Annotated in this window: 13 protein-coding genes; 3 read left to right on the plus strand and 10 right to left on the minus strand. The window is 36.7% G+C overall.

Features of this window, described 5'->3' with window-relative positions; translation table 11 throughout:
* Positions 1–7 precede the first annotated feature (7 nt).
* Complete coding sequence (locus FJA49_RS14635) at positions 8–1,336, minus strand: M16 family metallopeptidase (protein ID WP_140001669.1); 1,329 nt, start codon at positions 1,334–1,336, stop codon at positions 8–10.
* 258 nt (positions 1,337–1,594) lie between these two features.
* Here FJA49_RS14635 and rplU point away from each other — a divergent pair, with 258 nt between their 5' ends.
* Together rplU and rpmA are read left to right on the plus strand one after the other, a co-directional pair.
* Complete coding sequence (gene rplU, locus FJA49_RS14640; protein ID WP_140001670.1) at positions 1,595–2,017, plus strand: 50S ribosomal protein L21; 423 nt, start codon at positions 1,595–1,597, stop codon at positions 2,015–2,017.
* A gap of 23 nt (positions 2,018–2,040) precedes the next feature.
* Positions 2,041–2,301: a 50S ribosomal protein L27 gene (gene rpmA / locus FJA49_RS14645; RefSeq protein ID WP_140001671.1), complete on the plus strand. Its 261-nt coding sequence runs from the start codon at positions 2,041–2,043 to the stop codon at positions 2,299–2,301.
* A 56-nt stretch (positions 2,302–2,357) separates the two neighbouring features.
* Here the strand turns inward: rpmA and FJA49_RS14650 are convergent, their stop codons facing one another.
* Genes FJA49_RS14650 through FJA49_RS14690 form a run of 9 tightly spaced genes read right to left on the minus strand, consistent with a single transcriptional unit; the run spans position 2,358 to position 11,651 of the window.
* A complete protein-coding gene (locus FJA49_RS14650; protein ID WP_140001672.1) occupies positions 2,358–2,747 on the minus strand; it encodes a hypothetical protein in 390 nt (129 codons plus the stop codon).
* Positions 2,748–2,799: 52 nt separating this feature from the next.
* Entirely contained in the window at positions 2,800–4,647 is a 1,848-nt protein-coding gene (locus FJA49_RS14655) for a type VI secretion system baseplate subunit TssF (RefSeq protein WP_140001673.1), read from the minus strand.
* 11 nt (positions 4,648–4,658) lie between these two features.
* On the minus strand, positions 4,659–5,090 hold the full coding sequence (locus FJA49_RS14660; RefSeq protein WP_140001674.1) for a GPW/gp25 family protein: 432 nt from the start codon (positions 5,088–5,090) through the stop codon (positions 4,659–4,661).
* Positions 5,059–7,515, minus strand: coding sequence for an AAA family ATPase (locus FJA49_RS14665; protein ID WP_140001675.1), 2,457 nt, complete (start codon positions 7,513–7,515; stop codon positions 5,059–5,061). Before FJA49_RS14665 ends, FJA49_RS14660 begins: the two co-directional genes overlap by 32 nt.
* 11 nt (positions 7,516–7,526) lie before the next feature.
* Complete coding sequence (tssO, locus tag FJA49_RS14670; RefSeq protein WP_140001676.1) at positions 7,527–8,042, minus strand: type VI secretion system TssO; 516 nt, start codon at positions 8,040–8,042, stop codon at positions 7,527–7,529.
* A 24-nt stretch (positions 8,043–8,066) separates the two neighbouring features.
* A complete protein-coding gene (locus tag FJA49_RS14675; protein ID WP_140001677.1) occupies positions 8,067–9,251 on the minus strand; it encodes a hypothetical protein in 1,185 nt (394 codons plus the stop codon).
* Positions 9,252–9,262: 11 nt separating this feature from the next.
* The gene (locus FJA49_RS14680) at positions 9,263–10,126 is read right to left on the minus strand and encodes a TssN family type VI secretion system protein (protein WP_140001678.1); all 864 of its coding nucleotides are present in this window, start codon (positions 10,124–10,126) and stop codon (positions 9,263–9,265) included.
* Positions 10,123–11,049 carry a hypothetical protein gene (locus FJA49_RS14685; protein ID WP_140001679.1) on the minus strand — a complete coding sequence of 309 codons (927 nt, stop codon included), beginning with the start codon at positions 11,047–11,049 and terminating at the stop codon, positions 10,123–10,125. Before FJA49_RS14685 ends, FJA49_RS14680 begins: the two co-directional genes overlap by 4 nt.
* A gap of 8 nt (positions 11,050–11,057) precedes the next feature.
* Entirely contained in the window at positions 11,058–11,651 is a 594-nt protein-coding gene (locus FJA49_RS14690; protein WP_140001680.1) for a C40 family peptidase, read from the minus strand.
* Between the two features lie 402 nt (positions 11,652–12,053).
* Here FJA49_RS14690 and FJA49_RS14695 point away from each other — a divergent pair, with 402 nt between their 5' ends.
* The gene (locus FJA49_RS14695) at positions 12,054–13,046 is read left to right on the plus strand and encodes a PKD domain-containing protein (RefSeq protein WP_140001681.1); all 993 of its coding nucleotides are present in this window, start codon (positions 12,054–12,056) and stop codon (positions 13,044–13,046) included.
* Positions 13,047–13,062 lie beyond the last annotated feature (16 nt).

Here is a 13,062-nt window from a genome sequence, read left to right on the forward strand (position 1 = left end):
GTATATCTTAGTTTTGAGCTTTGTCTTTTGCTGGTACGTAATCCAAAATCAATCTTTGGTTTGGGTTCAGGTATTTTTTTGCAACATCTCTGATCTCCTCACGAGTGATAGAACGATAGATTTCAATCTCAGTGTTGATAAGGTTGATGTCGCCATACAGCATGTAATATGTAGCCAGGTTTTCTGCAATTCCTTCTACTGAAGCATTGCTGTTTACATATTGATTCTCAAATTTGTTTTGTAGTTTTTGGAAATCTTTTTCAGAAATTAATTCTGTCTGAAGTTTAGTAACTTCCTCGTCGATTTCTTTTGTAAGTGCATCAAGAGTAGTGTCCCCCATTGGTAATCCGTAGATAAAGTAAACACCGTAGTCTTCCTGGCTGTAGTTGAAAGCACTAATTTCTAAAGCCATTTTTTTCTGGTCAACAACTTTTTTGTAAAGTCTTGAACTTTTTCCGTCGCTTAAGATAGAAGAAATCATGTCTAAAACTTTAGCATCACGAGTTTTCATTGAAGGCGTTCTGTAAGCAGTTACCAACATCGGAATTTGGATGTTTGGATCTTCGTAAGTAGCCTTAATTGTTTGAGTGATTGGATCTTCAGTAAAAGTCTGTTTTTTAAGATCTGTTTTTCCTTTTGGAATTGATCCGAAATATTGTTTTACCCATTTGATGGTTTTGTCATACTCGATATCTCCTGCTACAACAAGAACTGCGTTATTAGGAACGTAGAACTTTTTGTTGAATGCCTGAAATTCTTCCAAAGTTGCAGCGTCTAGGTGTTCCATAGAACCAATAGGAGCCCAACGGTAAGGGTGTTTTTTGAACATGTTTTGTTTTACGGCAGTAATAAGATTTCCGTAAGGCTGATTGTCTACACGTAATCTTTTTTCTTCCTTAACAACTTCATTTTGGGTGTCAACACCAATCTTGTTGATTACTGGGTGCATCAATCTCTCAGATTCCATCCATAAACCTAACTCTAGGTTGTTTGAAGGGAAAATTTCATAGTAGTAAGTCCTGTCGTCTGAAGTGTTCGCATTGTTAGTTCCTCCGTTTCCAGAAACAATTTTGAACCATTCTCCACGACCGATATTTTTTGTACCTTCAAATAAAAGGTGTTCAAAAAAGTGAGCAAAACCAGTTCTTTCCGGATTCTCATCTTTAGCTCCAACGTGATACATTACCGAGGTAATTACAACTGGAGCTGATTTGTCTTGATGCAAGATCACATGAAGACCATTTTCTAGTGTATATTCTTCAAAAGCTACTTTTTGAGCTGAAGCAACACTCCCGAGCATGAGAACTGAACCCAAAGCCATTAATGATTTTTTCATAACGATTAATAAATTTGTTATTGATTTTGGCATTAGTGTGCCAAATGTGTGTTTTGTTACGCCAAATGTAGTTTTTTTTTAAGATTTATTCATGTAAATATAACTTTTTAACGGCGGATTGTTTTTACATTTCGAAATGTTTGTTGGGTAAGTTAAAGCGCTGTCTTTTTGAAGGTTGAATTTTTTTATAAGAACAATTGCAGGATTAATATTTAATCGTATATTTGCAACCTTAAAATTTAACTAAACATTATTGTTATGTACGCAATCGTAGAGATAGCAGGGCAACAATTCAAAGTAAGCAAAGACTTAAAGGTTTATGTTCACCGTTTAGCTAACAAAGAAGGAGATGCAGTTTCTTTTGCAAAAGTTCTTTTGTTAGATGATAACGGAACAATCACTTTAGGCGCCCCGGCTGTAGAAGGTGCTTCAGTAGAAGCCAAAGTGTTACAACACTTAAAAGGAGACAAAGTAATCGTTTTCAAAAAGAAAAGAAGAAAAGGTTACAAAAAGAAAAACGGACACCGTCAGTACTTGACTCAAATCCAAATTTCTGGAATCTCTGTTTCAGGTGCTAAAAAAGCTGCTCCTAAGAAAGAAGCTGCTCCAGCAACTGAAGAAGCAGTAGAAGCTCCAAAGAAAAAAGTAGCTAAGGCTAAAAAAGAAGATACACAAGAATAATTAACATTTAAAACCAATACGTCATGGCTCACAAGAAAGGTGTCGGTAGTTCCAAGAATGGTAGAGAATCAGAATCGAAACGTTTAGGTGTTAAGATTTATGGTGGTCAAGCTGCTATTGCTGGAAACATCATCGTTAGACAAAGAGGTTCTAAGCACAACCCAGGAGAAAACGTTTACATGGGTAAAGATCATACTTTACATGCAAAAGTTGACGGAGTTGTTAAGTTCCAGAAAAAATCTGATAACAAATCTTTCGTTTCTATTGTTCCATTTGAAGCATAAGAAAACAAGATTTTTAGATACAAAAAGCCCATTCGACAGAATGGGCTTTTTTGTTTTTATTTGATTTTTGCTTTTTCTAAGGTTTCGTTATAGCCTTCTTTCATGTCTTCTTTGGCTTTTTGAGCTCCTTCTTTGATATCTTCAGAAGTTTCTTTGATGCCATCTTTAGTTGCTTCCCATGCACTTTTAGCTTTATCAACCGTAATCTGCGCTAATCTTTCGGCTTCTTTATCGCCTTTTGCTTTAGCTTCGGCTAATTTCTTTTCAGCTTCTTCCAGATTGGCTTTTGCCTTTTCGCTTAATTCAAGATTCAGGCTGTTTTTCGTTGTCGTGGTGGTTACCGTCGTTTTTCCATCATCAGTCGTTGTCGTGACTTTTTCTTCTTTCTTACAGGATGTAGCGAGAAACATACCGCCTATCGCTATCGCAAACATTACTTTTTTCATGAGGTTGTTATTTAGTTCTTATAAAAATAACAAAAAAGAAAGATATCCAACATTAAGAATAAATAATTCGGAAAGGAACTATGTTTATTGCCCTGTTTTCAATCATCAATTTTAAATCTTCGCTCAGGAAATACCATTCTTCTTCATTGTAATATTCTTTGTCTTTCCTTTCAAGATAGATGTCAATAGTTGGCGTATAGCCTACATTACTGTCCAGGCTGGTCTGTATACCATTTTTTACATCCACTTTGGTAATGGCATCGCCAAAATGATTTTTGCAAAGAATGATGATATCCTGGCGTGTCACAACTCTTTGGTTAGACACCAGGTTTTCACGGTAAGCATAAATTTTCTCCGAATTCGAAAGTTCATCTTTTCCTCCTTGGGTGGTGGACAGAAACATAATATTGTCTCTTTCAAAATCAGATCCTTTATGGGCTACCAATCTTGAAAAAGTGTTAATCTTGTTTGCGCTCTCACCATTGGTTGTCCAATATTTGGCAAATAAGGTTCCCTTATTAGAATTACTTGTGGTATTCAGTATCAGATACGGATTATTGATGTTTTGCATACCTACTTGTGACATCTTATTTCGGAAACGTGAAATAATCTGGTTGATTTCTTTCAGGTTATTATCTGTAAAATCATGTCCCAGTCTGGAAAACGCAGCGGCTTCATCCCGAATCAGGTCGATAAGGTAATTTATTTCTTCGGTTGCATTTCTTTCATCAAAACGGGCTATGCCTCCAAAACGGAGATAGGCGTAGTCATTGTCGCCTTTTTCATCATCATTTTTAATGACATCAAATTCATTGTTCTTATCATCCGTAACCGAGAAAAGTTCTAAGAAAAATTCTTCGTTCAGGTTCAGCGGATAAATATTCAGAAGGTTTTTGATATTCCCTTGTACCTCATTCAGCTTTTTGTTGATGACAGGAAAGCAGTTGTTGGCACAAAAGATTTCAGAAAGAATATCTTTTCCAATGACATTTGGAAACTCAATACGAATCCAAATTAGCTTTTCATCAGCCAGGACTTTCAGGTCTTCTGCAGGGATAAAATTACTCAACTCAGTAGGCAACGCATGGTTGTCGCCAATATTGATAATGTCTTTTATCGTGATGAAATTCTTTCGGAAATAATCATTTGTGTGTTCTTGTGTCCGCTCAATATGATAAAATTCTTCCTGAATCAGCTCTCCGTAATTGTTGGAGTATTTTTCGTCATTATTATATCCTTGCACGGCCTGCAATTGATGGTCATTCAAGAACCATTTTGCCCGTGGAAGGAAGTGAAAAAACGTATTCCTGTTATGGATGTTTTTCAGATAGAAATAAAACATCAAATCCTTGATAATTCCGTCGCCTTGATGTTTTAGCCCAAGCCAGATGGTTCCGTGTGGAGCGGGTTTTATGTAATTGTTGCTGCTGACAGTTTCCCGAAATTGTTCTTTCACAATCTGCTGTACTCCGTTAGGCAGGATTACATAATTCAGCTTGTTACGGTTCAGTTTTACGGGTTTTGTTGGCCCGAAAAAATAGTTTTTGATTATATTTTCTGTCGGATTGTACGGATTTGCTTCTTTTTTCTGGAAGTAAAATTGATGGTAATCGTTCAGTGTAACTTCGTTTTCTACCGGATAAGCCCTGACAATCGCTCTTGCCGGTGTTGCTTTTGCTGATGCGGTAGGCGTAAGTATATCTACTAATCGTTCAGTAATCCTTCTGCGGCTGGAGAAGATTTCGTTGGAAATTTTTTCCAATTCTTTGGCGCATACATCAAAAAGCAAATTGACGATAGGGTCAAAGACATTTTCCAATTCCACATCAGAATAGCCCCATTGCTTGGCGGCACGTTTGAGTAGTCGGTCTTTAATCTGGTCTTTTGATAATGAATTCATTGATGATGCTTTTATTTAAATGAAAACGGCGCTAGAAAATAAGAACTCTTGTAATAATAAGGCTGGTTTGTTTTTTTGATGACTCCGTAAACCACAATGTCAAGGCGTTTTTTTACACGAATATTGGTCTCATAGCTTACAGTATCTTCACTCACGCCAAGCGTTACATCGGTAACAGTTAGTCGCTTTTCATATTGTTTTACCTTTTCATGAACAGATTCCTTAATCATGTCTTTGAGCTGGTTGGCATTAGACAGTAGGTTGAAATCAGTTTCCCAGATAATGGTACCAAAATCGTCATCATATTTATACTCCCCAAAAATCGTCGTGATAATCAGAGAGATATATTGCGCCAGAGATTCTTCGATAGTGACCTTCCGGATATCTTCACCGCTGGACAGCCGTTTGAAATCAATTGGAATCTTGTAATATAGGTCTTTCATGTTCTATCGTAAATTTAATATCTCCTTCTTCATTCAGCGTGACTTTTAGCGAATCGCCTTTTTTGATTTCATTGGAAATAATCATGCGCGATAATGGTCTTTTTAACTGATTGCGGATGGTACCTTTAATTGGTCGTGCACCATATTCTGGCGTGAAACCCATCAAGGCAATCTGTTCTTTGTCTTTTTCGTCTATATGCAACGTAATGTCCAGTTTTTCCAAAAGCTGCAAAAGCTCTTTCTTTAAGTGGATATCGAAAATTCTCGAAACGCTTTTTTTGCTGATAGGTGCAAATGGAATGATTTCCGTAAGACGACCTAAAAACTCGGGTCTGAAATAGCCTGTCATCAATTGAATAAGGTCGTTTGATTTTGGAATAATGTCTTTTTCAAACGATTTTACAATAAAATCAGAACCTATGTTGGATGTAAAAAGAATAACCGAGTTCGAAAAATCACCTTCTTTCCCTAAACGGTCGTGGAGTTTTCCTTCGTCAAGTATCTGCAAAAACACATCAAAAACCGATTTATGCGCTTTTTCAATTTCATCGAATAAAACTATGGAATAGGGTTTCTGTCTGATCTTATTGACAAGAAGTCCGCCTTCTTCATAACCTACATATCCCGGAGGCGCTCCATATAAAAGTGCAGCCGAATGTTCTTCTTTAAATTCAGACATATCCAATCGGATAATGGCATTTTCATCACCAAAAAGGAAATCAGCCAACGATTTTGCCAATTCTGTTTTTCCGGTTCCTGTTGGCCCCAAAAAGAAAAAGGAACCTATTGGCTGCCCCGGTTTTGTCAGTCCGGAACGGGATTCCAATATGGCATCGGAAACTACTTTTACGGCATGGTCCTGACCAATAACTCTCTTTTTTAGGGTATTTTCTATATCGAGCAATCGCTCGCGTTCGTCTGATTTTACTTTTCCAGCCGGAATTCCGGTAATGCCAGAAACCACGTGAGATAAATGTGATGCAGAAACAATGTTTTCTTCTTCATTCAAACGCTCCAGGCTTTCCAAAAGGCTTTCCAGATGCGCTATTTTCTTTTCACTGGCAACAGAAGCGAAAGTGTCTTCGTCTTCGCTAAAAAGCTTGCCGGTTTTATTTTGAATGTCAGAATGAAGCCAGACTATCTTTTCTTCTTTTTCAAGTTCTTCAATGATATCATTGATAGCCGAAAGCTGTTTTTTTAATTCCGGCAGTTCTTTTTTTATGGTTTCTTTAGCGACTTTTAAAGACGACATCGTTCTGTCAATCAAGTCGAGTGCAGAATCCGGAAGTGATTTTTCTTTCAGATAGCGTTTTGAAAGACGGATGGACTCTTTAAGTCCTTCTTCATCAATGCTAAAATCATGGTGTGTCTGGTAATGCGAGATCACATTTTTAATCATTCGCAAGGCCAATTCCTGATTAGGCTCGTGGATTTCCAAAGTTTCAAATCGTCTGGAAAGCGCATCGTCCTTGCCAAGCGATTTTCTGAATTTTTCTGTGGTCGTAGCTCCAATAAAAGTGATATCGCCTTTAGAAAGCTCCGATTTTATAATACTGCCAATGCCGTTGCCTTGATTGGAATCAAACAGTTCGTGGATATCGTCTATAAAAAGTATCGGCTTTTCATAGCCTTTTACTTCATTGAAAATTTTCTGTAAACGGTCTTCTACTTCGCCTTTGTAGGATGCGCCGGCGAATAAAGGCCCGATATTGATTTCAAAAACATTGGCATTATTAAAGGCGGCCAAAATAGACTTGTCGCCAATTTTATGGCAAAAACCTTCAATAAGTGTTGATTTTCCAACGCCGGATTCCCCAATTACGATAACGTGAGGCTTCAGTTTTCGGTTTAATATTTCTGTAATCGTTTTCAGTTCTTCGTCACGTCCAATCATCGGGATGGATTGTTTGGACTTGAGATGTTTTATTTTGTCCGTACAGTATTTGTCTAAAGTAGAACTTCCTGTAGGGGCGGTTTTTATTTTTTCAGAATTGTTTTGCGGTTTTGCAGCTCCAGAATCAAACATTGATGAAAGATCGGAAGGAGTCAACGGCAAAGATTTTAGTTGGTCGTGTGAAAATCCAACACCTGGAGTTACCAATGCTTTTAGGATGGGAACAAAACTGATTTCATCACCAGTTTTCTTTGCAATATCTTCTGCTTCTGTTAGCACGGCATTCATACCGCTGTCCGGACCCGGATCATCGCTTGGTTTAGAAGATTTTGGATATTCGCTGATTCGGATATCGGCCCATTCATCCAAATAGAATACATCGATTCCTTTGGTGTCAAGCTCTCTCATAAAATTGAATTGCGGATTCAAAAGCGCCTTTAGCAAATGGGCAGGAGCGTACTTTTGGTTGAAATTATCCTTCGCATATTGTTTTGCAATATGAATTGCCTGCAAAATATCTTCTGTGACCATGATTTTCTGATTTAGTTCGTCCTTCTGTTCAATTGCTGTGTCAATCTCAGATCTCGAAGCAATTCTTTATTTTCTTCTTCATACTCTTTTAATTGCTTGTTAAGCACGTCAATTTCTTTTTTAGAATCATTGACTTGCAGCAGCAATTTCTTGGTCTTAACCAAATCGTTAATTGTCAGGATGACATTGTCATATAGTTTTAAGCCCTGATCAGAATCAGCAGGGATTTTTTCTTTTAGGTCAACCAACTCAAAGCTGATGTTCTGCTCGATAAACTGGAAGCTTTCAGGAGCCTTGTCCAATGAATCAATCAAAACGCCAATGTGCTCAAGCCTGTCTGAAAATTGTTTCTGGAAGTTAAACTCGGTCAGAATCTTGTCATTTTCATTTTTAAGAACTTCATTTTCTTTCAAAGGCAGTTTGTAATTGAAAAATATCGCAAAAAACAATACTCCGGTAGTGATGATAAACATCAATAGGAATAGCAGGAATGCGGAAGTTCGTTCTTTTCTATTTAAGATATCCATTTTTGGTGTCGATTTTGGGTTGGTTTATTCTGCTAAAAAGGTTGGCGATGAATTTGGAGCATTGTTATCCTTGTCGTTATTTCCGAAGAAGCTTGGCTTTTCGTTTCTGACGATATTCTCGTTGACAAAGATTCCCGTGTCTCGTTTTTTGCCGATATAATCGAGCTGGTTTAAAATTGTAAACAGATAGTCGATTTTTGAAATAAAAGTGTTGACTTGGTTTACGGTTGGCTCAATGTCATAAGCCTTGTATTTCGTATTTATAGTTTCCGAAAATAACCTTTCATAGTCACCGCTGGAAATTTCTGTCCATTCTGAGAAATAGTTGAAAAGCATTTCTTTTCCGTCTCCAGAAAAAGAATCGAAACTGTTTTTGATGATTCGTGCCAGACTAACCGTATTTTCTAACACTTCCATCGGTTTCATGGAGAAATTGACCCACTTGCTTCGTGTGATGTTTTGGGCTACATAACTCAAAATCTTTTCACAGGCTTCAAAAACCATATTGGCAATCAGGTTTTCATCTTCGGTACTATTCCTGAATCTGATTTTTTGGGAAATCTGAACCGAATTGAACTCCAACTGCTTGAAGAAAGATTCGTAGTTTTCAAATAAAGTAATCAGGGTAGGATGGCTATTGATCGTAAGACTTGGCGGAATAAAATCCGTCAGGATCTCATAATTGTTTGCCGAAGTCTTGAATTTAGCCAAAGGAAATTGCAAAGCACCAATGTTGTTTTGGTTGACTTCGCTTTCAATAACGCTTGTCAGAAAATAACGAGACATGGCATTTGGAAAACGAGGAGGTACTTCCTCCATGTTTTGCTCTCCTGTTGGTATTCTTTGAAAAGGATCGACATTCAATAAAAGAAAGTAGTTATTTTCCTTAAGGTCGAAATCTTTCAGTTCTATCTTTTCGTTGAATTCTCCGGTATAATCGGTAATCTCAATTCTTCCTCCACCTGGAGTTACTGCCTTGAGAAGTTTAATGCTAACGCTTAATTCGTTGTGAGCATCGATTGAAATTGAATACTGGAACGGTCTTGACAGATGTGTCGACAATAAGCCATAATTCAGCTCATTTACGCCCAGGTTGCGCGCATCTCGAACCAAATCTTCAATGTTGTCCTGTAAAGTGATGAAATGGTTTTTGTTTATCTTCATTCCATCGATCCAGTTTACCGGAAAGTGTTTTATATTTTCAGCCATAACTAATGAAATTATATTCGTTGACAAATTATCGTTGCTCCGTCTTTGATATTGTTAGTGTCTATTGCTAGTTCGGGGTCTATGTAATCGGATGAGCTGAACCATTTTGGCTTGGTGTAGAAATACCATCCATAAGGCTGGTTTTTATCGTCCAGAAAGCGGACCTGGCTGTTAGGGTTCTTCTCGTTGTAATCGTTTATGAAATAATAAAACAGTTTTCCAAAGTCAAACGCACGAGGTGCTTTTACTTTGAAATTGATAATCGTTGAATCGTTTGCCTTTTTTGTAAATACTAAATTTACGATAATTATATTTCTCATTTCAGAAATATGTGGCGCCGGATATTTTGAATTCACCGGATAGAACCATCTTTTATGAAGTTTTGCCGGAATTGAAATGGCGGTTCTGAAAAGACAGAAACAAAGTGTCGGAATCAGGAAAAAGAGCATGGCTCCTAAGTAATAATACATATAGGCCAGTTCCTGGAAATGTCCGATTAGCATAATAGCAAAGGCTTCCATGAAAATTCCCGTTACAATGGCAATAAAAATTTCCTTATAGATTTCCTTGGCATCAAATTGCTTGAAATACAAATGGAAAAATGTCAGATGGATAGTTCCGGCAATTAATAAATATACCTGAAACGAAATAAAGCGAATATTTACTGTTGTGTCTTTTAAATTAAATAAGATGGCTCCAAAAATCAAGAACAGTAATCCCTGGCAGAGGATATAAATAAAATAGCTTTTCTTCTCTTGCCTGAATTTTGGGGTTTTCATGCCAATAAACATGCTGATAATCATCGCAATTGCAATGGCTAAAAAGATATAGACTAAAGTTTCGGTTCCGCCGATGTGGTTTAGGTATTTTCTCATATTACTGTTGATATTCCGAGTCTTGATTTGTAAATTGTATCGTCCATGGCAAAAAGTTCGTCTTCAGAATTCAATTGAATTTCAAAAGAGTACTGCATTTGGAAAGGAAGGAAAAGGTTAAAGAACGTAGTTAAAAAATTCTCTAATACGTGGTCGTCAAAATAATCGGGAAGGTTATCCGGATTTTTTAACGGGCCCACAATGAAATTGTATTTTTTCAGAAAGATTTCCTGATTGCTTTGTAAGGTGGTCGTAATGCCCATAATCATCTCGCCTGAATTTTCTTCAATGTCATGGACGTTTTCCAATTGGATATTTTTAGAAGTGTAAGTGACTTCTTCACCCAATATTTTTTCGAGCATTTTGCTAACATCAGAGATGTTTTGCCCTGAATTGCCTTTCAGCTTCATAAGAGCATAAAACATTTTTACGGTCAGTACATCCGGAATGTTCTTTTCGACACCTAAAATCATGCGAATGATGTCGGCAATTCCGTTGGTGCTTAATTTGGAGAAAAAATCAGATTCATGTCTTTCAATCTGATGGCGAAACCGGAACAGCTCATTTTCCAATGGATTATAGAAATGGCGGGCTTCTTTCTCTTCCTTTTTGCGAATCTTGAATTCTTGCGAAGCATCATTCCTCTGGTCACGATTCCTGTAATTATGCGTAATACTTTCCGGCAATATGTCATAAAAACCATCACGACTGGTAGTAATGTGCAGGATATCCGAATCATTTACATCAGTTGTAATATTCATCGTATCCTTGCTGAATTTTCTGTAAAAAACACCATTTGCTTTCAGGACGATATCCAAGTCGTCCGTCTTATTTTTCAGAAGCGCGTCAAATAACAACTCGGCCCTTAAGTCAAAAGGCGTCAAGTTTCTGTGATTTTCTACAAAAAATCGATTTTTTGTCATAGCTAAAATTATTGCTTAAATCTGCCTGCGGCCACGAAATTTTTTTTCCAATATGCTTTTTTTAAGCTTGAGATTTCGACACCTCCGACTAAGTTAGCTGAAAAAAACTTATTGTTCTTGAGATAAATTCCAACGTGAGAGATTATTTTTTCCTCAGTAATCCTGAAGAAAACCAAATCGCCCTCCCGTAATTTTTCGTCTGACTTAAACAATTCAACCCTGTTGTCCATGCTCATTTCTGCAGCAGTCCTTGGAAGGTCTTTTTTGTATACATGCGAATAAAGCTCCTGCATCAAAGCTGAGCAATCGATGCCACTTCGCGTTTCGCCCCCATAAATATATTTCGTGCCTTCCCAGCTTTTAATAAAAATGTACAGTTTCTCGTTTATTATTTCGGTTTCACTTACTTCTAATTTTTTCGCAAAATACTTTCGATCGTCGTCGCTCAAAGTTGTACTATAGGAATATTTTGCATTTGAGTTTTTCTTATTGTTTCCAGCTTGCGATTTAACAAAATCATCGGTAATGACAAAGTCTTTTTTGGGCAGGCAAGAGACAAAACTTACACTCACAAGGCTTAAAAAAATAAACTTTTTAAACATATTAAATGGCGTTTTAGTTCTGATACTCCTAACTAGATAGATAAATATATATTGAGCTTTTGAAGGGGGAAGCTGATTATCTAAATATAAAAATTTTGGGAACTAATTTATACATTTAGGATTTAATATCCATTTCCATGATGTTAAATTAATACTTTTTACCCATAAAAATCACAATTAACATTTAGGTAAAGTGATTTTAACAAAATATTATCATTAATTAAGAAGGCAGGAAAATCAAGCATTGAGGGTTTAAAGGTATGTTAAATCATTGTGACTTTAACAATAATTTTTTTGATAAATTATTTTAACTTGAAAAACCAAAGGAAATTTTTATAAATTTGGAATAAGACAAATTTCGCTTATTTATCGCCCCCAGCAATTTATAATTAATATTATAAAATGAATAAGAGTAATCAAATAAAGACCCATTTTGATGGAAAAATTATATTGTTCTTCTTTATAATTTTTGTCACGTCGTGTGGGCTGCTGGCCTTTAAAATAAATAACAAAGCGATTTGCACCGTAAAGGAGTTCAAGATCGATGCTCCGACTTTTAAAGCAGGTGAGCTAATCACTTTTTCAGACATTACCCCTAACTCTTATGAGTGGAGATGGTACTTTGGCGATGGAAGTAAAATTTCGTATCGTTCAAAAGTAGCGCACTCATTTTCTAAGCCAGGAAAATACACCATAAAGCTTTTGGTAGACAATAGCTGTACGATAGAAAAAACGATTACTATTCTTCCAAAGAATGATGTGATTGATGAAAGTTTATTACCTAAATTTTTCGCTCCTACAGTAGTTTATGAAGGCGAACAAATCCAATTCAAAGATTCTACAGCACATGCTAAATCATGGGAGTGGAGATTTGGAGACGGAATTAAGATTGATGCAATTGACAGAAATCCTACCTATGTATATAGGATGCCTGGCGAAAAAATAGTATCGCTGGTTGTAAATGGTGATATTAAATATGTAAAGCAGAAAAAAATAACCGTATTGCCGGCTAAAAAAGAAACCAAAGATGTTGTTTCTGAAAGGCTTGCAAGAAGAAGCAGTTCGAGAGCCGATATCGTAGGCGATTATTTCAAACAATTGCCGGAAGCACCAAAACGCAGTGCTGAAATTGCAGGCATTAACGAAGAAAAATTTAAGGCCATATTAATGGGAATCTGCGAAGACAAACTTTCTTTTGATAATGTAAAACGTTATTTCTGCGATGATGACCTGCCGCTGGTGAAGCTTCGCAACGGTAAAACAATTTCCTTGAAAGAATTAGATGAAGCAATCCGAGACAGAAATATCAACATCAAAAAAATCGAATTGCAAAAAGACCAGGATGGCTGCGTAACCGTCATCAACCTGAACTACAGATACAGAACAATTTTTTAAAGCTCTTTCTCTATAC

This window comes from Flavobacterium microcysteis, from assembly GCF_006385255.1.
Classification (GTDB): domain Bacteria; phylum Bacteroidota; class Bacteroidia; order Flavobacteriales; family Flavobacteriaceae; genus Flavobacterium; species Flavobacterium microcysteis.